This is a genomic window from Pseudomonas sp. NLJ1, assembly GCF_049486705.1.
Lineage (GTDB): Bacteria > Pseudomonadota > Gammaproteobacteria > Pseudomonadales > Pseudomonadaceae > Aquipseudomonas > Aquipseudomonas inefficax.
Map to the genome: position 1 here is coordinate 3,351,056 of NZ_CP137735.1, position 21,511 is coordinate 3,372,566.

Consider the following 21,511-nt stretch of genomic DNA (forward strand, 5'->3'; position numbering starts at 1 on the left):
GTAAGGGAAATACCGTTATGGAGCTGTTAGGCGCTTTCTGGGCGGAGCACTGGTTGCTGGCACTTTTCATGTTGGGCGCGATCGCCTTCGTCGCCGGCTTCGTCGATAGCATCGCCGGGGGCGGTGGGCTGTTCCTGGTGCCGGGCTTCCTGCTGGTCGGCATGCCGCCGCAAATGGCGCTCGGCCAGGAAAAACTGGTCAGTACCCTTGGCACCCTGGCGGCCATCCGCAACTTCCTGGCCAACAGCAAGATGGTCTGGCAGGTGGCGCTGGTCGGCGTGCCGTTTTCGCTGCTCGGTGCCTACCTGGGCGCACACCTGATCGTGTCGATCTCCCAGGAAACCGTGGGCAAGATCATCCTGGCGCTGATCCCGCTGGGCATCCTCATCTTCCTCACGCCCAAGGATCGCCCGGTCGAGGAGCGCGAACTGTCATCGCGGATGCTGTTCACCGTGGTCCCGCTGACCTGCCTGGCCATCGGCTTCTATGACGGCTTCTTCGGCCCTGGTACCGGCAGCATGTTCATCATCGCCTTCCATTACCTGCTGCGCATGGACCTGGTCTCCAGCTCGGCCAACTCCAAGACCTTCAACTTCGCATCCAACATCGGCGCCCTGGTGGCCTTCATCATGGCCGGCAAGGTCGTCTACCTGCTGGCGTTGCCGCTGGTGGCCTGCAACATCCTCGGCAACCACTTGGGCAGCGCCCTGGCCCTGCGCAAGGGCAACGAAGTGGTACGCAAGGTGCTGGTGTTCTCGATGCTCTGCCTGTTCACCAGCCTGGGCGTGAAGTACCTGGCCTGACCCCATCCATAGGAGAAAACTGATGAAAACCGCATTCGTAACCGGCGCCTCCTCGGGCTTTGGCCGCGCCATCTGCCGTACCCTGATCGGCAAAGGCTACCGCGTGATCGGTGGCGCCCGGCGCATGGACAAGTTGCAGGCGCTGGAAGCCGAACTGGGCGTCAACTTCATTCCGCTGACACTCGATGTGACCGACCCGGCGTCGCTCGAGGCGGCAGTCGGGCAAATCCGCGATGCTTCGCTGCAGATCGACCTGCTGGTCAACAACGCCGGGCTGGCGCTGGGCGTAGACCGTGCCCAGGCCAGCAGCGCAGAAAACTGGCAGCGGATGATCGACACCAACATTACCGGCCTGGCCATGGTCACCCACAAGGTCCTGCCGCAGATGGTGGAAGCCGACAGCGGCATGATCATCAACATCGGCTCGATCGCCGGCACCTACCCCTACCCGGGCGGTAATGTGTATGGCGCCAGCAAGGCCTTTGTCCGCCAGTTCAGCCTCAACCTGCGCGCCGACCTGGCAGGCACTCGCGTGCGGGTGAGCAATATCGAGCCGGGGCTGTGCTCGGGCACCGATTTCTCGGTGGTGCGCCTGAACGGTGATCTGGATGCCGTGCAGGCCCTGTACCGGGACGTGCAAGCGATCCTGCCCGAGGACATTGCGGCCACGGTGGCCTGGATTGCCGAACAGCCGGCACATGTGAACATCAATACCATCGAAATCATGCCGGTGGCCCAGAGCAGTGCAGCGCTGAACGTGGTGCGCAACCTGCCGCGCTGCTGATCGGCCGGTGGTGGATGGCACCGGCGTTGCCGGTGTTCGCGGGTGAACCCGCTCCCACAGGAAAGCGCGACGGCTTGGGCATGTGCAGTACCTGTGGGAGCGGGTTCACCCGCGAATCAGGCAACACAGCGCCCTCAGCTGACCCATGTCATCGCACCTTCCTGATTCTTGGCTAGTCTTACCTGTTGGCGGCCATCAACCGGCCGCCACCGTGACTACCAAGAGGCGCCGGCCATGTTCCGTGCGTCCACCATCTGATCAGGAGTGCACGATGGACCTGAACCGTCGGCAGTTCTTCAAGGTCGCCGCCGTCGGCCTTGGAGGCTCGAGCCTTGCGGCGTTGGGCATGGCCCCGACACCAGCATTCGCCGAGCAGGTGCGTCACTTCAAGCTGGCGCATACCAAGGAAACCCGTAACACCTGCCCCTACTGCTCGGTCGGCTGCGGCCTGATCATGTACAGCCAGGGCGATGCGGGCAAGAACGTCAAACAGAACATCATCCATATCGAAGGTGACGCAGATCACCCGGTCAACCGCGGCACCCTCTGCCCTAAAGGCGCCGGCCTGCTGGATTTCATCCACAGCCCGAGCCGCCTGCAGTACCCCGAGGTACGCAAGCCGGGCAGCAAGGAGTGGGTGCGGGTCAGCTGGGACGAGGCGCTCGATCGCGTCGCCGACCTGATGAAGCAGGACCGCGACGCCAACTTCATCGAAAAGAACGCCCAGGGGCAAACGGTCAACCGCTGGCTCACCACCGGTTTTCTCGCTGCCTCCGCCGCTTCCAGCGAGGCTGGTTACCTGACCCACAAGGTCGTCCGCGCAACAGGCATGCTGGGGTTCGATAACCAGGCTCGTGTCTGACATGGCCCGACGGTGGCAAGTCTTGCCCCGACGTACGGCCGTGGCGCCATGACCAACCACTGGTCCGATATCGCCAACGCGAATCTGGTCCTGGTGATGGGTGGCAACGCAGCAGAAGCGCATCCTTGCGGCTTCAAGTGGGTGACCGAGGCCAAGGCGCACAACAAGGCGCGGCTGATCGTGGTCGACCCACGGTTTACCCGTACCGCTTCGGTGGCGGACTACTACGCACCGATCCGTACCGGTACCGACATCGCCTTCATGGGCGGGCTGATCAATTACCTGCTGAGCAACGACAAGATCCAGCACGAGTACGTGCGCAACTACACCGACGTGTCGTTCATCGTCAAAGAGAACTATGGCTTCGAGGATGGCCTGTTCAGCGGTTACGACGAGGCCAAGCGCGTGTATGCCGACAAGTCCGGCTGGGGGTACGAGCTGGGTGAGGACGGTTTTGCCAAGGTCGACCCGACCCTGCAGCACCCGCGCTGCGTGTTCCAGCTGATGAAGCAGCACTACAGCCGCTATACCCCGGAACTGGCCAGCATGACCTGTGGCATGCCGCAAGACGCCATGCTGAAGATCTGGGAAGAGATCGCCACCTGCTCGATTCCGGGCAAGACCATGACGATCCTCTACGCGCTTGGCTGGACCCAGCACTCGATCGGCGCACAGATCATCCGCAGTGCGGCCATGGTCCAGTTGCTGCTGGGCAACGTCGGCATGCCGGGTGGCGGGGTCAACGCCTTACGTGGTCACTCCAACATCCAGGGCCTGACCGACCTCGGCCTGCTGTCCAACTCGCTGCCGGGTTACCTGACCCTGGCCGGCGATGCCGAGCAGGACTACGCCGCGTACATCGACAAGCGCGCCTCCAAGCCGCTGCGCCCTGGGCAACTGTCGTACTGGCAGAACTACGGCAAGTTCCATGTCAGCCTGATGAAAGCCTGGTACGGCGCCAATGCCACGGCGGAGAACAACTGGGGCTACGACTGGCTGCCCAAGCTCGATGTGCCGGCCTACGACGTGCTGCGCATGTTCGAGATGATGGGCCAGGGCAAGGTCAACGGCTACATGTGCCAAGGCTTCAACCCGATTGCCGCGTTGCCGGACAAGAACCGCGTCACCGCGGCGCTGGCCAAGCTCAAGTGGCTGGTGATCATGGACCCGCTGGCCACCGAGACCTCGGAGTTCTGGCGCAACGCCGGGCCGTTCAACGATGTCGATACGGCCAATATCCAGACCGAAGTGATCCGCCTGCCCACCACCTGCTTCGCTGAAGAAGACGGCTCGCTGGTCAACAGCAGCCGCTGGCTGCAGTGGCACTGGAAAGGTGCCGACGGTCCGGGCGAGACCCGCACCGACGTTCACATCATGAGCGAGCTGTTCCTGCGCTTGCGCCAACGCTACCAGGCCGAGGGCGGCGCCTACCCAGATGCGCTGATGAACATCAACTGGCCATACAAGGTCCCTGAAGAGCCATCCCCGGAGGAGCTTGCCAAGGAAATGAACGGCTGGGCGGTGACCGACGTCACCGACCCGACTGGCGCAGTGCTCAAGGCTGGCCAGCAACTCGCGGGCTTCGGCCAGCTCAAGGACGACGGCAGCACCGCGTCCGGCTGCTGGATCTTCGCCGGCAGCTGGACCGAGCAGGGCAACCAGATGGCTCGCCGTGACAACAGCGACCCGTACGGCATGCACCAGGTGCAGAACTGGGCCTGGGCCTGGCCTGCCAACCGCCGCATCCTTTACAACCGTGCATCCAGCGACCCGCAAGGCAAGCCGTGGGACCCGGAGAAGAAGCGCCTGGTATGGTGGAATGGCAAGGCCTGGACCGGCACCGATGTGCCCGACTTCAAGGTCGACTCGCCACCTGAGGCGGGGATGAACCCGTTCATCATGAACCCTGAAGGCGTGGCGCGGTTCTTCGCCATCGACAAGATGGCCGAAGGCCCGTTCCCCGAGCACTACGAGCCGTTCGAGACGCCGATTGGCATCAACCCGCTGCATCCGCAGAACAAGAAGGCTACCAGCAACCCGGCCGGACGGATTTTCGACTCGGTGTGGGACACCCTCGGCAAGCACGACGAGTTCCCTTACGCGGCGACCACCTACCGGCTGACCGAGCACTTCCACTTCTGGAGCAAGCATTGCCGGCTCAACGCTATCGCCCAGCCGGAGCAGTTCGTCGAAATCGGCGAGGTCCTGGCCAACGAGAAAGGTATCAAGGCCGGTGACCGGGTGCGTGTGTCGAGCAAACGCGGGCATATCGATGCGGTGGCGGTGGTGACCAAGCGGATTCGCCCGCTCAAGGTCAACAACCAGACCGTGCACCAGATCGGCATCCCGCTGCACTGGGGCTTCACCGGGACTACGCGGCATGGCTACCTGACCAACACCCTGGTGCCTTTCCTGGGTGACGGCAATACCCAGACGCCAGAGTCCAAGTCGTTCCTCGTCAAAGTGGAGAAACTCTGATGGCCAGCCAAGACATCATCGCCCGCTCGGCCACCACCACCGTACCGCCTTCGGTACGCCAGCAGCAGGAAGTCGCCAAGCTGATCGACACCACCAAGTGCATCGGCTGCAAGGCCTGCCAGGTGGCGTGTTCGGAGTGGAACGAACTGCGTGACGAGGTCGGCCACAACCACGGCACTTACGACAACCCCCAGGACCTCACTGCCGAGACCTGGACCCTGATGCGCTTCACTGAGCACGAGCGCGACGACGGCAACCTGGAGTGGCTGATTCGCAAGGACGGCTGCATGCACTGCGCCGAGCCAGGTTGCCTGAAGGCCTGCCCGAGCCCGGGGGCGATCATCAAGCACGCCAACGGCATCGTCGACTTCAACCAGGACCACTGCATCGGTTGCGGTTACTGCATCACCGGTTGCCCGTTCAACATCCCGCGCATCTCGCAGAAGGACCACAAGGCATACAAGTGCACCCTGTGTTCCGACCGCGTGACCGTGGGCCTGGAGCCGGCCTGCGTGAAAACCTGCCCGACCGGCGCAATCGTGTTCGGCACCAAGGACGAAATGAAGGTGCATGCTGCCGAGCGCATCGTCGATCTCAAGTCGCGAGGCTACGACAATGCCGGGCTGTACGACCCGGATGGCGTCGGTGGCACCCACGTGATGTATGTGCTGCACCATGCCGACACGCCGAAGCTGTATGCCGGCCTGCCGGATCAGCCGGTGATCAGCCCGCTGGTCGGGCTGTGGAAGGGCATCACCAAGCCGCTGGCGCTGCTGGCCATGGGCGCGGCGGTGCTGGCCGGGTTCTTCCACTATGTGCGGGTCGGGCCACAGCGGGTGGAGGAGGACGAACACCCGACACCTGCGGATGAAAGCGTGCAACAGGTGGACCCGTCGGTCCATGTCTATGATCCGACCAAGCCCGGTGGGCAAGGGGAGCAGCGACCATGAACGACAACAAACCCATCCTGCGCTACAACGCCAACGAGCGCAGCAACCACTGGGTCGTCGCGATCCTGTTCATCCTGGCTGGCCTGTCGGGGCTGGCGCTGTTCCATCCGGCGCTGTTCTGGCTCAGCCACCTGTTCGGCGGTGGGCCGTGGACGCGTATTCTGCATCCGTTCCTGGGTGTGGCGATGTTCGTGTTCTTCCTCGGCCTGGTGTTGCGGTTCTGGCGCGCGAACTTCATCACTGCCAATGATCGGCTATGGCTGCGGCGTATCGATCGGGTCATGCTGAACAGGGAGGACGGCGTGCCACCGATCGGCAAGTACAACGCCGGTCAGAAGCTGCTGTTCTGGACCTTGTTGCTGTGCATGCTGGTGCTGTTGATCAGCGGCGTGGTGATCTGGCGTGCCTGGTTCAGTCATTACTTCGACATCGGCGCCATTCGCCTCGCCACTTTGCTTCACGCCCTGGCGGCGTTCGTGCTGATCCTCAGCATCATCGTGCACATCTACGCCGGCATCTGGATCAAGGGCTCGATCGGCGCCATGCTGCATGGCTGGGTCAGCCGCGCCTGGGCGCGCAAGCACCATGAGTTGTGGTACCGGGAAGTGACCGGTGACAAGACGCCGGGCAATCACGGACGAAAAGAAGGATGAGCGCTTGAGCACGATACTCGAACCCGGGCAGATCGAAGCGTCGGCGGTGATGCCGCCGTTTCTGCACCTGCCCCCCGCCAACCTGTTCGAACTGCGCGCCGCGCGCCTGGAGCAGCTGGCCGAGGGCAATGCCCTTGGCCAATACCTGAAGCTGGTGGCTCGTTTGTGCCGTATCCAGCAGCAGCTTGTGGATAACCCGCCCGCTGGCATGCCGGTGGCCGAGGAGCGTCAGCGCCTGTGCATAAGTCATGGCTTGCCGCCGTTGGCCGCGGACAGTCTGGTGCGTGAAGGGCCGTGGCTGGTCTGGTTGCAGGCCTTGCTCGAACGCTTTGAGGGTGAAACCGGCGGTCCGCTGGGTGATACGTTGCAGGTGCTGCGCGGCAGTGATGGCGAGCAGCGCAAGGGCTGGGGCATCGCCTTGCTCGGCGGCCAGTACGACGCGGTACCCGCAGCGCTGGTCCCGTTCATTGGCGCGGCCTTGCAGGCGGCGTGGTCCAGCTGGCTGTTGGCATTGCCCGCGCCCGAACTCAAGCCTGCTGGCAGCCTTGCCCAGTGCCCGGCCTGCGGTTCGCCGGCGATGGCCGGGGTGGTGCGCAACCGTGGCAAGCACAATGGCCTGCGCTACCTGGCCTGTTCACTGTGTGCCTGCGAGTGGCATGTGGTGCGGGTCAAGTGCGTGTACTGCGAGTCGAGCAAGGACCTGCGCTACACCAGCCTCGACGATGACCGCCATGCGCCGGGCAAGGCGCCGCTGCGCGCCGAGTGTTGCCCGGGGTGCGACAGCTACCTGAAACAGAACTACCTGGAAAACGATGCGGCGGCCGAGCCGCTGGCCGACGACCTGGCCAGCCTGGCGCTGGACATTCGCCTGGACGAGGAGGGCTTTCATCGCCTGGCACCGAACCTGATGCTCGCGCCCGGATAGTGGCTGAGTGTCTACACTGTAAGACCGAGTCGCCTTCTTCGCGGGTAAACCCGCTCCCACAGGGCCCTCGCAGCTTTTTAGGCTTGCGCGGCCCCTGTAGGAGCGGGTTTACCCGCGAAGAGGCCAGTACAGACAACGGAATAGTCCAAGGTAGTACCGCATGTCCTCCAATCTAGCCAGCGACACCCCACGCCTGCCCTCCATCGACACCCTTTTGCGCCACCCAGCCTGTCTTCCGCTGATCGACCGCCACGGCCGTGACGCAGTCCTGGCCACCCTGCGCCAACTGCTCGACGACCTGCGCGACCCCACCCGCAACGGCCAGCTCAGTGCCGCCGAACTGGCCGCAGAAGTGCTGCTGGGCCGCACCGGCGAGCGCTTGGCCACCCAGCAACGCAGCCAGGTCCGCCGTGTGTTCAACCTCACCGGCACCGTGCTGCACACCAACCTCGGCCGCGCCCTGTTGCCAGAAGAGGCCATCGAGGCCATGCAGACCGCCGCCCGCTACCCGCTCAACCTGGAATTCGACCTGGCCACCGGCAAGCGCGGCGACCGTGACGACCTGATCGAAGGCCTGATCCGCGAGCTGACCGGCGCCGAAGCCGTCACCGTGGTCAACAACAACGCCGCCGCCGTGCTGCTGGCGCTCAACAGCCTGGGCGCGCGCAAGGAAGGCATCATCTCGCGCGGTGAACTGATCGAGATCGGCGGTGCCTTCCGCATTCCCGACATCATGGCCCGCGCCGGCGTGAAGCTGCACGAAGTCGGCACCACCAACCGCACCCATGCCCGCGACTACGAGGCTGCCATCAACCCACGTACCGGCCTGCTGATGCGAGTGCATTGCAGCAACTACAGCATCCAGGGCTTCACTACCCAGGTGCCCACCGCCGAGCTGGCGCGCATCGCCCACCAACAGGACTTGCCGCTGCTTGAAGACCTGGGCAGTGGCAGCCTGCTCGACCTTACTCGCTGGGGCCTGCCCGCCGAGCCGACCGTGCGCCAGGCCCTGGCTGACGGCGCCGATATCGTCACCTTCAGCGGCGACAAACTACTCGGTGGGCCGCAAGCCGGGATCATCGTCGGGCGCAAGGAGCTGATCGCCAGGATCAAGAAGAACCCGCTCAAGCGCGCGCTGCGGGTCGACAAGATCACCCTTGCCGCACTCGAAGCGGTGCTGGCGCTGTACCGCAACCCCGACCGCCTGGCCGAGCGCCTGCCCAGCCTGCGCCTGCTGACCCGCAGCCAAGCCGAAATCCAGGCCCAGGCCGAGCGCCTGGCGCCAGAACTCAAGGCCCGCCTCGGGGAGCAATGGGCGCTCAGCGTGGAGCCAGCGCTGGGCATGATCGGCAGCGGCAGCCAACCGGTGGCTCGCCTGCCGAGTGCAGCGTTGTGCCTGCGCCCGCAGGTGTCGAAGAAACTGCGCGGGCGCAGCCTGCATGTGCTGGAGCGGGCCTTGCGTGACTTGCCGGTGCCGGTGCTCGGCCGCATCGCCGACGACGCCTTGTGGCTGGACCTGCGCCAGCTGGATGATGAGGCCCAGTGGCTGGCGCAGTTGCCCGCCCTGCAACTGGGGCCGGTACAGTGATCGTTGGTACCGCCGGCCACATCGACCATGGCAAGACCGCACTGCTCCAGGCCCTGACCGGCCAGGCCGGTGACCATCGCCAGGAGGAGCGCGCCCGTGGCATGACCATCGACCTCGGCTACCGCTATGCGGCGCTGACCGAGGGGGCAGCGCTGACTGGTTTCATCGACGTACCGGGCCATGAGCGCTTTATCCACAACATGCTGGCGGGCGCCCACGGCATCGACCTGGTGCTATTGGTGGTGGCGGCCGACGACGGAGTGATGCCGCAAACCCGCGAGCACCTGGCGATCATCGAGCTGCTGGGCATCCCACAGGCTCTTGTGGCGATCAGCAAATGCGACCGGGTAGAGCCTGCCCGCCTGGCCGAAGTGCAGGCACAAGTCAGCGAACTACTGGCGCCGGGCCCATATGCCGGAGCGCGGCAGTTTCCGTTGTCGAGTGTGACCGGCGAAGGTATCGATGCCTTGCGCCAGGCCTTGCTGGCCGCTCAACAGTGTGTGCGTCAGCGCAGCGTGCGCGGCGGTTTCCGTCTGGCCGTCGACCGCGCCTTCGCCGTTACCGGTGCGGGTGTGGTGGTCACGGGCACGGCGCTGGCTGGGCGGGTCAGTGCCGGCGACACCTTGTTGCTGGGCAAGGCCGGCAAACCGGTGCGGGTGCGTGGCCTGCATGCGCAGAACCAGGCCGCGCTGGTGGCCGGGGCGGGCCAGCGGGTGGCACTGAACATCGCAGCAGAACGCCTGGCGGTAGAGCAGGTGCGCCGGGGTGACTGGCTGGTGCCCGAGTGGCTGCATGCGCCCAGCGTGCGGGTGGATATCGAGCTGAACCTGTTGCCGGGCGAGCCCCGGACCTTCGAGCATTTCAGTGCTGTGCACGTGCACCTCGGCACCCAGGACGTAACCGCGCGGGTGGCCTTGCTCGAGGGTGAAACCCTGGCTGCGGGCCAGCGCATGTTCGCCCAGTTGCTGCTCAACGCGCCGCTGCAGGCGGTACACGGCGATCGCCTGGTGCTGCGCGACCAGCGTGCCCAGCGCACTTTGGGTGGTGGCAAGGTGCTCGACCCGTTCGCGCCAAGCCGTCAGCGTCGCAGTGATGAGCGCCTGCACCAATTGCAGGTGCTGCGTGATGCCGAGGACCTTGAGCAGGCCCTGCCTGCACTGCTCGCTAGCGCACCAGGGGGTATCGACCCGCAGCGCCTGGAGCGGCAATTCAATCGCCTGCGCGAAACCTGGCAGTTGCCGGAACATGTACTGGTGGTGGCCACGCGGCAGGGCCAACTGTTGTTTGCCAGCGCCCGGTGGCAGGCGCTCAAGCGTCAGGTGTTGGAGCAGCTGGCGCGGTTCCATGAACAGGAGCCCGACCAGCTCGGCCCGGACCGCGATCGCCTGCGCCGCTTTGCTACCTTGCCGCTGGAGCGGCCCGCTTTTGTCAGCCTGCTGGATGAGTTGCTCGGGGACGGCGCAATTGCCAGCAGCGGGCCTTGGCTGCACCTGCCCGATCACAAGGTGCAGTTGAGCGAAGCCGACAGTGCGTTATGGGCGAGCCTGCAACCGAAGTTGCTGGCGGGGCAATACGATCCGCCCTGGGTCAGGACGCTGGCGAGTGAGGAAAATTGTGCCGAGGCCGATGTGCGCCTGTTGCTGCGCAAGCTGGCCCGGTTGGGCATGGTGCACCAGGTGGTGCGCGATCTGTTCTACCCCGAGGCGACGCTACAGCGCATGGCAGAGCTGCTGCTGGGGCAGGCAAGTGAAACGCCGATAGTGCAGGTTGCCGCGTTTCGCGATATGTTGGGCATCGGTCGCAAGCGCAGTGTACAGATTCTGGAATACTTCGACCGCATCGGCCTGACCCGGAGGGTGGCCGATCAGCGTCACATTCGCGCCGACAGCGCCCTGGCCCAGCAGCAGGCCAGGCACTGAGTTCAAGGAAGGCAATCGCGCCCGGTGGCGCGGCCGGGCTTCAAACCCGGTTGGGGACGGCAGCCGTTCCCGGGCAGGTTCGACTCCCGCTGCCTTCCGCCATTTTCTTTTGCCTCTCAGGGCCTCTTCGCGGGTAAACCCGCTCCCACAGAGCCTGCATAACCCTCAGGCTGATGCTATCCCTGTGGGTGCGGGTTCACCCGCGAAGAGGCCAGAGCAGGCAGCAGTCAGGCCCGCTCCCCACACAGATCCAGCGCAAACCAACGCTCCGCGCTATCGACATCCAGCCCGGCCCCCAGCAGCGCAACCATCTTGGCCAGCGCCGCCTCGCGGGTCATGCCGCCACCGCTGACCAGCCCGGCCCCGCGCAAGCGGTTACCGGCTGCATAGGTATCGAATACCACGGACCCTTCAGGGCACTGGCTGATCGCCGCCAGCATCACGCCGCGCTGGCGTGCCGCGCTCAGTACATCGAGCAATGCCTGGTCATCTGACGGCCCGGTACCGCTGCCGTAGCACTCAAGCAGCAACCCTTGCACGCCACTGCCCAGCAGTGCCTGCAAGTGCGCGGCCTGCAAGCCCGGGAACACCGGCACTACCGCCAGGTTCACCGGTTGGCGCGGGTGCTTGTAGCCAAGCTCGGCAGGGATCGCCGTGGCGCGCTCGCTGTCACGATGACGCGGCAGCGCGACAAAGGCGTCGAATGCCTCGCTGCGCAGTTTGGTCGCCCGGCTGCCATGCAACAGCTGGCCATGGAAGTACAGCTGCACGCCATCTTCCAATCCCTGTTCGAACTGGCGCAGGGCGCCGCACAGGTTACCCCAGGCATCGCTGTCTGCAGCGCCTGCCGGCAGCATCGAGCCAGTCAGCAGCACCGGTACCGGCAGGCCCAGCAGCAGGAACGACAATGCCGCCGCGCTGTAGGCCATGCTGTCAGTGCCATGCAGCACCAGCACGCCATCATGGCCAGCCACTTCTACCGCTGCGACGATGGCATCGCGCATCGCCAGCCAGTTGTGCTGCTGCATGTTGGCGCTGTCCAGCAGCGGGTCCAGTTCCTGCAAGGTCCAGCGCAGCTGTGGCGCATCGCTCATGTGGGCGAAGTGTTCACGCATGCGCGCTTCGAAACCACCTGCCGGCGCCAGGCCTTCGGGGGTTTCGAGCATGCCGATGGTGCCCCCGGTATAGAGTACGAGGAGATTCTTTACTGCTCGCATGGGAAGTATCCGTAGCGGTGAGCGGAGAAAGGTAAGCCGCCCACGGACGGGGCGGCTGGCAGGGGAGAATATCAGCGCTGCGTCTGGACTTCGCCGACTGCTTTGTGAGTTGCTGTTTCCGCCTGAGGATTGGCAGGCCAGGCATTGCGGTCCAGGTCCAGGTCGGCGAACTTGCTCGAGTCGAACACCGGCTGGTTGACACCGGCCTTGCGCTGCTCGTCGTAGTCGCGCATCACCCGCAGGCCGACCTTGAACAGCAGGGCCAGGGCAATCAGGTTGACGAAGGCCAGGCAGGTCATGGTGATGTCGGCAAAGGCGAACACGGTCGACAGGTCCTGCATCGAACCCCATACCACCAGCGCCAGCACCAGGCCACGGAACACCATCAGGACCACGCGATTGCGGCTGAGGAACTGCAGGCTGTTCTCGCCCAGGTAGTAGTTGTAGAGGATGCAGGTGAACACGAACAGCGACAGCGCCACGCTGACGAACACACGGCCCCAGTCACCCACTACGGCGGCCAGCGAGTTCTGGGTCAGGACGATGCCGTCACCTTCGAAGCCCGGGGTGTAGAAGCCCGACAGCAGGATCAGCAACGCGGTGCAGGTGCAGATCACGAAGGTGTCGAGGAACACGCTGAAGGCCTGGACCACGCCCTGGGCACCCGGGTGTTTCACCGCGGCCACGGCAGCGACGTTCGGCGCACTGCCCAGGCCCGCTTCGTTGGCGAACACGCCACGTTTCACGCCCATGACGATGGCGCTGCCGAGCAGGCCGCCGAATGCCGGGTCGAGGCCGAAGGCGCTCTTGAAGATGGTTTCCAGCATGGCTGGCACGTGCTCGATCTGGGTGCCGATCACGTACAGGGTCACGCCGATGTAGGCCAGGGTCTTGACCGGTACCAGCAGGTCGGACACCGCGGCGATGCGCTTGATGCCGCCGATGAAGGTGATGGCCAGCAGTACGGCGAGGACGATGCCGGTGTGCTTGGGGTCGAAGGCAAAGGCGTTCTGCAGCGAATGGGTCACGGTGTACGACTGCAGGCCGATGAAGGCGAAGCCGTAGGTGACCAGCAGTAGGATCGAGAACACGATGGCCATGCTTTTCAGCTTCAGGCCGTGCTGGATGTAGTAGGCCGGGCCACCACGGTACAGGCCGTCGCCATCGGCGCGCTTGTAGACCTGGGCCAGGGTGCATTCGAAGAAGCTGCTGGACATGCCCACCAGTGCGGTAACCCACATCCAGAACACCGCACCTGGTCCACCCAGGGTCACGGCAATGCCGACACCAGCGATGTTACCGGCGCCCACGCGGCCGGCCAGGCTCAGCATCAGGGCCTGGAAGGAACTCAGCTGGCCTGCCTGGCCACGCAGCGATTCTTTGAACACACCGAACATGTGGCCAAAATGACGGAACTGGACGAACCGGGAACGGATGGTGAAGTAGCTACCCAGCCCTACGATCAGCACAATGAGAAGTTTCCCCGAGAGGAAATCGTTGAGTACTTCGAGCATTGGAAAATGACCTCGATTCTTATTGTTCGTGTGGAAAGACCAGCGGACGGCAGGCGCACCGCTATTCGTTGGGGCGCATGGTTGGCTATGACAAGAGTGGTTACAATTTCGCGGCTTGCTCTGTTTTGGTGCAACTTGATGCTACACTTGCGCCATTCGCGTCACCTGAGTCCCCTGTCATGAGCGATCATTTCGCTACCAACCTCAAACTGGCCTGCAGCCACTACCGCTCTATCTCCGAAGTTTGCCGCCAGCTTTCGATAAACCGTGCGCAATTCAACAAGTACCTGAGCGGGCAGAGCCGCCCGACGGCTTACAACCTCAAGCGCATTGGTGATTTCTTCGGCGTCGAGGATTACGAACTGAATTTGCCACCCGAACAGTTCAGCCGCCTGATCGGTGCCCGCGTATCAACCCCGGCCGAGCAGCACGGCGATCCGATCAGCGAACTGTTCCGCCCGTTGCACGACCACGCGGGGAACCTGTCGCGCTATTGCGGCTATTACCTGGAGTATTCCAACTGCATGTCGGTGCCGGGCACGATCCTGGTGTCGCTGGTGCACCTGTGGGAAGAGCGCGGGCGCTTTCTGTTCGAGCGCCAGGAGCGCCAGGAACGCTCCAGCGCCACCGACCCCCATGCCGAGGTGCGTTGCCGCTACCTGGGGGCGGCGTTCCAGTTGCAGGACAGGATGTTTCTGGTCGACTACGAGTCGCTGACCTACAACGAGATGAGCCAGACCATCCTCATCCCCAGTTTCAAAAGCCGCATCACCCGCCTGAACGGCCTGAAGGCCGGCGTATCCAGCGGCGACCGGCGCAACCCTGCCTGCACCCGGGTGGTGTGGGAGTACCTGGGCGAGGAGATCAATCGCATCAATGCCTACCGGCAGGTAAAACTGTATCGGCCGGATGATCCACGCATAGATGACGATGTGCGTGAGCGCCTGAGCGTAGGGCCGTTGCGTAACAGTCTGTTCGAGATCGAGTGATGTATCGTCAGAGAACGAGTTGACGTAACCACTCGCCAATCGGGTTGCCTGGGTCGAGCAGCAACTTGGTTGCCATGATGCAGCAAACACAGACCAGCAATGGCTTGATCAGCCGGGGGCCAAAGTGCACTGCGCAGCGTGCGCCCAGTTGAGCCCCCACAAAAGCCGCGAACGCCATTGCCAGCGCCAGTGGCCAGATGATCGCCCCGCTGAGTGAAAAGACTGACAATGCGCCCAGGTTGCAGGCTGCGTTCAAAAGCTTGCTGGTGCACACGGCTTGTATCAGGTGCTGGCCCAGGAGGATCACGCAGGCCAGCATGAAGAACGAGCCGACACCGGGGCCGAAGATACCGTCATAAAAGCCAATGATCGGTGCTGCCGTCACGCAGAACAGGCTGGTCGATACCTTTGCCTTGCGCGCTTGTTCATTCGGCTTTGGGCTGAAGGCAAAGTAGGCGGCTATCAGGATCAGCAGGGGTGGGACGCACGCCTGCAGAACACTTTTGGGCACATAGGTTATCGACAAGGCACCCAACGCCCCTCCGATAAACGACATGGCAGCCATTGGGCTGCCTCGTCGCCAGTCGATCATGCCTTTGCGGGCGAAGGCGCACGTGGCCGAAACCGTAGCCGAAGCCGCCTGGAACTTGTTGGTGGCAATTGCCGCCAAGGGTTCGATACCGGCAATGAACAAGACCGGAAGTGTGATCAGGCCCCCGCCCCCGGCGATAGCATCGAAAAAGCCGGCCATCAGTGCCACCAGCGCAAGTGTCAGAACAAGCGTCAAGTCAAATTCGATCATTGAGAGTTTTCCTGTGATCAGCCACGCACCAGCAGCGGGTCTTCAGCGAGCACCAACGGTACTGCGAAGGGGGAGTATCCGAATTGACGGATGAGCAGGCGCCGGTTGTCCTGGACCATGTCGCGGCCGTGCAAGGCTCGGCTGTTGTTGATCAACAGTGCGCTGTCAGGCTGCAGGACAAACGCCAGTGGTCGTGCGCTATCCAGTGCTTTCTGAAAGGCGTCGAAAGCGCGCGCCGCTGCGCTGCAGGCGCGTTCATTCAGGCTAAAGCGATAGCTGTTGTAGCGAACAGAAAAACCACCATTGGGTTCGAATTGCAGCACTGAAACGGCTTAGCCTGCATTGCCCTGTCCGTGAGCGAAGCAGTCACTGCGGGTGAAGTCGAAAGACGTTGAAGTCAGCGCAAGTGTGTCCAGGCTACCCAGGCGTTCGATGATTTCCCGGAGCGGGAAGACATTCGTAGGTTCATTGGCGGGGTTCATCAAGGCAGATAGTTGGCCTTCGTTGAAGCGCTGGAGCAGCGCACGCTGATCCTCACTCAAGGCTTGCTCGAGTTGATGGGCGAATATACGAGCTTGAAGTGCTACGCCTTTGGCCTCCGGTCCACCCAGGTCAGCAATGGTCTGGCTTGCAAAGGTTATGGCCTTGCTTTGCTCCGGGCTGAAATCCAGGTATGCAACTTCCGAATGAGGCATTGAACGTTCCCTGTACTTGTTTTTGTGAAGCTCCCCGGCTGGCAAGTGGGGCGTCGACTATTCAATGCGGTTGTGCTGCTGCATGGAAGTCAGCTCGTTCCTGGTATTTCGTAGGAGATTTCTGCCTGTGGTGGTATTGAACGGGGAACTTTGGAATCACTACCGGCTGTGGCATCGAACGGGTCCGGTGTTGGACTTCCCCGCCCGGAAACCGCAAAATGGCCACTTTCCTTCAATCAACCTCTCCGGATCTGCTGACTCTATGCGTATGCGCCTAATGCTGTTGGGTGGTGGCAATGCCCTCGGGCAAGCGCTGATTCGTCTTGGGGCCGAGGAGGACATTGCATTCCTGGCGCCGCGCCCGCCTGAGAACGGCTGGACGCCGGCCAGCCTCACCCAGTTGCTCGACGATCATCGTCCCGATGCCCTGGTCAACCTGGCCTATTACTTCGACTGGTTCCAGGCCGAGTCGGTCAGCGAGCAGCGCCTGGCCCAGCAGGAGCGGGCTGTGGAGCGCTTGGCGGAGCTTTGCCAGCACCACCAGATCACCCTGGTGCAGCCTTCCAGCTACCGGGTGTTCGATGGTTCGCGGGCCACGGCCTACAGCGAAAAGGACGAGCCGGTACCGCTGGGCCTGCGTGGCCAGGCGCTGTGGCGCATCGAGCAGAGCGTGCGCGCGGCTTGCCCGCAACACGTGCTGTTGCGCTTTGGTTGGCTGCTCGACGAAAGCATCGACGGGGCGCTGGGCCGCTTCCTGACCCGCGCCGAGCAACCTCAGGAGCTGCTGCTGGCCGATGACCGGCGTGGCAACCCGACGCCGGTCGACGACGCCGCCCGGGTGATCCTGTCGGTGCTCAAGCAACTCGATTGCAGTGCGCCGCTGTGGGGCACCTACCATTACGCCGGCAATGAAGCGACCACACCGTTGGCGCTGGGCCAGGCGATCCTTGCTGAAGCAGGCCAGTACCGCCAGCTGGCCGTGCAGGCGCCGACGCCGCAGGCCCATGCCGCACGGCCGGATGCCAGCGAAGAGCCGCAGCACGCGGTACTGGCCTGCAAGAAAATCCTTCATACCTTCGGCATCAAGCCGCGTGCCTGGCGCGCCGGCTTGCCGCCTCTACTGGACCGTTTCTACCGCCATGGCTGACGCCCCCATCCTGATCACCGGCGGTGCCGGCTTCATTGGCTCCCACCTGTGCGATGCGTTGTTGGACAAAGGCTACGCCGTACGCATTCTCGACGACTTCTCCACTGGGAAGCGGGGCAACCTGCAGGTCGGCCACCCACGGCTGGAGCTGGTTGAAGGCGATGTCGCCGATGCCGAGTTGGTCACGCAGGTTGCGGCTGGCTGCAGTGCCGTGGTGCACCTTGCAGCGGTGGCCTCGGTGCAGGCCTCGGTGGATGACCCGGTGCGGACCCACCAGAGCAATTTCATCGGTACCCTCAACGTGTGCGAAGCCATGCGCGTGCATGGCCTGCGTCGGGTGCTGTTCGCCTCCAGTGCGGCGGTGTATGGCAACAATGGCGAAGGCGAGTCGATCGCCGAAGACACCCCCAAGGCGCCGCTGACCCCTTATGCGGTGGACAAGCTGGCCAGTGAACAGTACCTGGACTTCTACCGTCGCCAGCATGGCCTGGAGCCGGTGGTGTTCCGCTTCTTCAATATTTTCGGGCCGCGCCAGGACCCGTCCTCGCCGTATTCCGGGGTGATCAGCATCTTCTCCGAGCGCGCCGTGAAGGGCTTGCCGATCACGGTGTTCGGTGATGGCGAACAGACCCGGGACTTTCTCTACGTGGGCGACCTGGTGCAGGTGATGGTGCAGGCGCTGGAGCAACCGCAGGTCGAGGAGGGGGCGGTGAATATCGGCCTCGACCAGGCCACATCGCTGAACCAGTTGCTGGCGGCGCTGGAGAAGGTGGTGGGCAGTTTGCCGGCGGTCAGCTATGTGGCAGCACGTTCGGGTGACATTCGCCATTCGCGGGCGGATAACCAGCGCTTGTTGGCGCGGTTCGAGTTTCCGCAGGCGACGCCGATGGTCGAAGGGCTGGCGCGGCTGTTGGGCAAGGGCTGAAATCCCTGGGGGCGCTTTGCGCCCCAATCGCCGGCAAGCCAGCTCCCACAAGAGCGAGTCCGCGGTCCCTGTGGGAGCTGGCTTGCCGGCGATTGGGCTGCACAGCAGCCCCAGAATCACTCATGCCGCACCACTTTTCGCAGGCAATCCCCTGCCGCCAGCACCCGCCCATCCCGGGCCCGCACCTGCAGTGTTTCCAGCGCCTGCCCCGTATCACCATCCACCAACTCCGAACGCAACTCACCCGCCTCGAACAGAAACCGCTCCCCCCATTGCCTCAAGCCAACCACCACCGGAAACACCGATCGCCCTTTCTCGGTCAGCACATACTCCTTGTAGGCACTGCCATCCGACGCCGGCTGCAGCGTCAGCAGCCCGCTTTCCACCAGCCACTTCAGCCGTGAGGCGAGGATATTCTTCGCCAGCCCCAGGTTCTTCTGGAACTCACTGAAGCGCCGCAAGCCATCGAAAGCGTCGCGCAGGATCATTAGCGCCCAACGGTCTCCCAGTACCTCCAGGGCCCTGGCTACAGGGCATTGCGCATTATTTTCATCGAGCATGTGTGGGAGCCTTCTGTGATCATCTGGTTGCAGATTAAAACCACATTTGCTAAATAGCCAGTATGTGGTTTCAATTCGAAACCAGATTGACGAGGCCAGCCCGATGAACCCTACGCTGACACGCTGGATAACCCTGTTGCTGGCCATCACCAGCGCCATGGCCGTGGCGACAGTGTATTTCGCCCAGCCTCTGCTCGAGTCGATGGCCGCTGACCTGGGCGTGGCACAGCAGCAGATCGGTTGGGTTGTTGGCGCGACCCAGGCGGGCTATGCCCTGGGGTTGTTGCTGATTGTGCCGCTGGGGGACCTGATCGACCGCAAGCGCCTGTTGCTCGGGCAGTTGCTGTTCTCGGCCGTGGCGCTGATTGGTGTAGGCATGGCACCGAACTGGGCACTATTGCTGCTGGCCCTGGCCATCACCGGGCTGATGGCGGTCATGGTGCAGGTAATGGTGGCGCATGCAGCGAGCCTTGCCGCTCCCGGCCAGCAGGGGCAGGCCGTGGGTACCGTCACCAGCGGCATAGTGCTGGGCATTCTGCTGGCACGGCTGGTCTCGGGTGGCCTTGCCGACCTGGCTGGCTGGCGCAGCGTGTACCTGATCGCCGCAGGGCTGTTGTTGTTGCTGGCCCTGGTGCTGTGGCGCAGCCTGCCCACAGGGCAACCAGTGGCGCTGCGGTCTGGCTACCGGGCGCTGATCGTTGCCCAGTTCAGGCTGTACCGGAACGACCGGTTGCTGCGTCAGCGCGGGCTGTTCGGCGTGTTGATCTTCGCGGCGTTCAGCGTGCTCTGGAGTGCCATGGTCATGCCCCTGAGTGCTGCGCCACTGGCGCTGAGCCATACCGAGATCGGCCTGTTCGGCCTGGCGGGTGTTGCCGGCACATTGGCGGCAGCGCGCGCCGGTCGCCTGGCCGACCAGGGGATGGGGGAACGGACCACCGGGGTGGCGTTGGCTCTGCTGCTGCTGTCATGGCTGCCTACGGCCTTCGTCGGGCATTCACTGGTGGCGTTCGGGTTGGGTGTGCTGATGCTGGACTTTGCCGTGCAGGCGGTGCATGTCACCAACCAGAGCATGCTGCTCGCCGGGCGTGGCGCAATGGCCAGCCGGTTGATCGGCGCCTACATGTGTTGTTATTCGCTTGGAAGTGGAGCGGGGGCGGTGCTGGCGAGCTGGGTGTATGCCCATTGGGGTTGGGCAGCGGTGTGTGGGCTTGGGATGGGCATCAGCGCGGTCGCGCTGGGGTACTGGCTATGGCTGCAACGCGCGAGGGCGGCCGAAGCCGCCCTGCCGTGTTCAGGTCAGAACTTGTAGCCAAGGCCGACCATGTACACCCATGGGTCGACCTCGACGTCGACCTTGGTCTTGCTGTAGCCCAGTGCGGACGGGCCGTTGACGCTGGCCTTGGTGTCGATGTCGACGTACCAGACCGAGGCGTTGACCAGCAGGTTGTCGGTGATCATGTAGTCCATGCCCAGCTGACCGGCGATGCCGACCGAGTCCTGCAGCTTCAGGTTGCTGAAACCCTGCTGCTTGCGTGCACTGCTGAGGTCTTCATCGAAGAACAGGGTGTAGTTGATGCCGACGCCGGCATACGGCTGGAACTTGGAAGTCGGCTCCATCGGGTAGTACTGCAGCGACAGGGTCGGTGGCAGTTGCTTGATGTCGGCCAGCTTGCCGTCCAGGCCGCCGCCCAGGCCTTTGACGCCGACGGTGTGCTTGAACGGGGTGGCTGCCAGCAGCTCCAGGCCGATGTGGTCGGTGAGCATGTAGGCGAAGGTCAGGCCCAGCTGGGTGTCGCTGTCCAGGGTCGCCTTGGTGCCCGAGACTTTGTTGCCGTCGAATTTCAGGTCGCCGCTACTTTCGTTGGGAGCGGTGGTGATGGCACCGGCGCGGACGATGACATCGCCTGCCTGGTGGGCGTGGGCGACGGGGGCAGCGAGCGCCAGGGCCGCGAGGGCGGCGCTGAGCAAGGACTTGTTCATGGAAGCTCCCAAAGGACGTGAGTAATCGAGTAGTCCAATGGTACGGATGCGGTTAAACAGAAAGTTTGACCCAGCTCAAAGAAGCGTCGTCACGAATTCGAAACAGTTCTCATCTCAGCTCATAAGCGTATATTTTTTCGGCTTCCATCTGGTAGCCGGCGTCTGCCAGTTCGCTGCTGGAGGCTCTGACCTGCAGCTTTCCCTCGATCCAGTAGGGTTGGTAGAGGTCTTCTACGCGCACGCCCATTTCACTGAAAATATGCACGATCTGGTTCGAAGGTGGTGGTGGCACGTGGATGCACGCGCCGTAGTAGGGGACCAGCAGGAACTCGGTGGTGCGGCCTTCTTCGCTCACTTCCAGAGGCACGATGTAGCCGGGCAGTTTGATCTGCTGGCCGTCGAGGCTTTTTACTACCGGGGCATCGGGGGCCTGCTGGCGCGCCGGTGGGGCGGACTCGGCGGACAGCGCGTTGCTGAGTTGCGACATATCGTGCAGCGGGGCGAGTTGGGGCTGGATGAGCGGGGCGCCTTCGGGGATGAGGGCGGGCCAGTCCAGTTCGCGGGGCTCCGAGGCCCAGGCAGGCGATGCCATTGAAAGCAGCACAACCAGTAGAAGTTGTACTGCCTGTGCTGGCCTCTTCGCGGGTAAACCCGCTCCCACAGGTCTTGCGCAGGCCTTGAAGCTTTTGGTGGACCCTGTGGGAGCGGGTTCACCCGCGA

18 protein-coding genes, 1 tRNA gene and 1 pseudogene are annotated in these 21,511 nt (G+C 63.6%); 13 read left to right on the top strand and 7 right to left on the bottom strand.

Going from position 1 to position 21,511, the window contains the following annotated elements:
• Positions 1 to 17: 17 nt before the first annotated feature.
• The 9 genes from R9B85_RS15100 (at position 18) to R9B85_RS15140 (ending at position 11,064) form a co-directional block, all read left to right on the top strand.
• Positions 18 to 803, top strand: coding sequence for a sulfite exporter TauE/SafE family protein (locus R9B85_RS15100; RefSeq protein WP_112254070.1), 786 nt, complete (start codon positions 18 to 20; stop codon positions 801 to 803).
• Between the two features lie 22 nt (positions 804 to 825).
• Positions 826 to 1,587, top strand: coding sequence for an SDR family NAD(P)-dependent oxidoreductase (locus R9B85_RS15105; RefSeq protein ID WP_112254071.1), 762 nt, complete (start codon positions 826 to 828; stop codon positions 1,585 to 1,587).
• A gap of 271 nt (positions 1,588 to 1,858) precedes the next feature.
• On the top strand, positions 1,859 to 4,927 hold the full coding sequence (gene fdnG / locus R9B85_RS15110) for a formate dehydrogenase-N subunit alpha (protein ID WP_207879399.1): 3,069 nt from the start codon (positions 1,859 to 1,861) through the stop codon (positions 4,925 to 4,927).
• A complete protein-coding gene (fdxH, locus tag R9B85_RS15115; protein WP_112254073.1) occupies positions 4,927 to 5,877 on the top strand; it encodes a formate dehydrogenase subunit beta in 951 nt (316 codons plus the stop codon). The genes fdnG and fdxH overlap by 1 nt, the downstream gene beginning before the upstream one ends.
• Complete coding sequence (locus R9B85_RS15120) at positions 5,874 to 6,530, top strand: formate dehydrogenase subunit gamma (RefSeq protein ID WP_112254074.1); 657 nt, start codon at positions 5,874 to 5,876, stop codon at positions 6,528 to 6,530. The genes fdxH and R9B85_RS15120 overlap by 4 nt, the downstream gene beginning before the upstream one ends.
• A gap of 4 nt (positions 6,531 to 6,534) precedes the next feature.
• The gene (gene fdhE, locus R9B85_RS15125; protein ID WP_112254075.1) at positions 6,535 to 7,455 is read left to right on the top strand and encodes a formate dehydrogenase accessory protein FdhE; all 921 of its coding nucleotides are present in this window, start codon (positions 6,535 to 6,537) and stop codon (positions 7,453 to 7,455) included.
• A 160-nt stretch (positions 7,456 to 7,615) separates the two neighbouring features.
• Positions 7,616 to 9,043, top strand: a complete 1,428-nt coding sequence (gene selA / locus R9B85_RS15130) for an L-seryl-tRNA(Sec) selenium transferase (protein ID WP_207879702.1) — start codon at positions 7,616 to 7,618, stop codon at positions 9,041 to 9,043.
• Positions 9,040 to 10,962 (top strand): selenocysteine-specific translation elongation factor, encoded by a 1,923-nt coding sequence (selB, locus tag R9B85_RS15135; RefSeq protein WP_423770334.1) that lies wholly within the window; start codon positions 9,040 to 9,042, stop codon positions 10,960 to 10,962. Before selA ends, selB begins: the two co-directional genes overlap by 4 nt.
• A gap of 6 nt (positions 10,963 to 10,968) precedes the next feature.
• Positions 10,969 to 11,064: transfer RNA gene (locus tag R9B85_RS15140), tRNA-Sec, on the top strand.
• A 125-nt stretch (positions 11,065 to 11,189) separates the two neighbouring features.
• On the opposite strand, the gene R9B85_RS15145 is transcribed toward R9B85_RS15140, so the two are convergent.
• The gene (locus R9B85_RS15145) at positions 11,190 to 12,179 is read right to left on the bottom strand and encodes an asparaginase (RefSeq protein ID WP_207879698.1); all 990 of its coding nucleotides are present in this window, start codon (positions 12,177 to 12,179) and stop codon (positions 11,190 to 11,192) included.
• A 71-nt stretch (positions 12,180 to 12,250) separates the two neighbouring features.
• Positions 12,251 to 13,693, bottom strand: coding sequence for an alanine/glycine:cation symporter family protein (locus R9B85_RS15150; RefSeq protein ID WP_112254079.1), 1,443 nt, complete (start codon positions 13,691 to 13,693; stop codon positions 12,251 to 12,253).
• Between the two features lie 179 nt (positions 13,694 to 13,872).
• Between R9B85_RS15150 and R9B85_RS15155 the strand changes: the two genes are divergently transcribed.
• Positions 13,873 to 14,682: a helix-turn-helix domain-containing protein gene (locus R9B85_RS15155; RefSeq protein WP_112254080.1), complete on the top strand. Its 810-nt coding sequence runs from the start codon at positions 13,873 to 13,875 to the stop codon at positions 14,680 to 14,682.
• Positions 14,683 to 14,689: 7 nt separating this feature from the next.
• Here the strand turns inward: R9B85_RS15155 and R9B85_RS15160 are convergent, their stop codons facing one another.
• Both R9B85_RS15160 and R9B85_RS15165 read right to left on the bottom strand, forming a co-directional pair.
• Positions 14,690 to 15,484, bottom strand: a complete 795-nt coding sequence (locus tag R9B85_RS15160; protein WP_215521451.1) for a TSUP family transporter — start codon at positions 15,482 to 15,484, stop codon at positions 14,690 to 14,692.
• A 17-nt stretch (positions 15,485 to 15,501) separates the two neighbouring features.
• Positions 15,502 to 16,179 (bottom strand): annotated as a pseudogene (locus R9B85_RS15165) (hypothetical protein).
• A 262-nt stretch (positions 16,180 to 16,441) separates the two neighbouring features.
• On the opposite strand from R9B85_RS15165, the gene R9B85_RS15170 reads away from it, so the two are divergent.
• A complete protein-coding gene (locus tag R9B85_RS15170; RefSeq protein ID WP_024086179.1) occupies positions 16,442 to 17,326 on the top strand; it encodes a sugar nucleotide-binding protein in 885 nt (294 codons plus the stop codon).
• The gene (locus R9B85_RS15175; RefSeq protein ID WP_207879696.1) at positions 17,319 to 18,251 is read left to right on the top strand and encodes an NAD-dependent epimerase/dehydratase family protein; all 933 of its coding nucleotides are present in this window, start codon (positions 17,319 to 17,321) and stop codon (positions 18,249 to 18,251) included. The genes R9B85_RS15170 and R9B85_RS15175 overlap by 8 nt, the downstream gene beginning before the upstream one ends.
• 116 nt (positions 18,252 to 18,367) lie before the next feature.
• On the opposite strand, the gene R9B85_RS15180 is transcribed toward R9B85_RS15175, so the two are convergent.
• Complete coding sequence (locus R9B85_RS15180) at positions 18,368 to 18,811, bottom strand: winged helix-turn-helix transcriptional regulator (RefSeq protein WP_112254082.1); 444 nt, start codon at positions 18,809 to 18,811, stop codon at positions 18,368 to 18,370.
• Between the two features lie 103 nt (positions 18,812 to 18,914).
• Between R9B85_RS15180 and R9B85_RS15185 the strand changes: the two genes are divergently transcribed.
• Entirely contained in the window at positions 18,915 to 20,120 is a 1,206-nt protein-coding gene (locus R9B85_RS15185) for an MFS transporter (RefSeq protein ID WP_423770335.1), read from the top strand.
• Here R9B85_RS15185 and R9B85_RS15190 read toward each other — a convergent pair.
• Together R9B85_RS15190 and R9B85_RS15195 are read right to left on the bottom strand one after the other, a co-directional pair.
• Positions 20,108 to 20,791, bottom strand: a complete 684-nt coding sequence (locus R9B85_RS15190) for an OmpW/AlkL family protein (protein ID WP_112254084.1) — start codon at positions 20,789 to 20,791, stop codon at positions 20,108 to 20,110. The two genes, R9B85_RS15185 and R9B85_RS15190, sit on opposite strands and share 13 nt — an antisense overlap.
• Before the next feature lie 109 nt (positions 20,792 to 20,900).
• Entirely contained in the window at positions 20,901 to 21,383 is a 483-nt protein-coding gene (locus R9B85_RS15195) for a DUF3299 domain-containing protein (RefSeq protein WP_112254085.1), read from the bottom strand.
• Positions 21,384 to 21,511 lie beyond the last annotated feature (128 nt).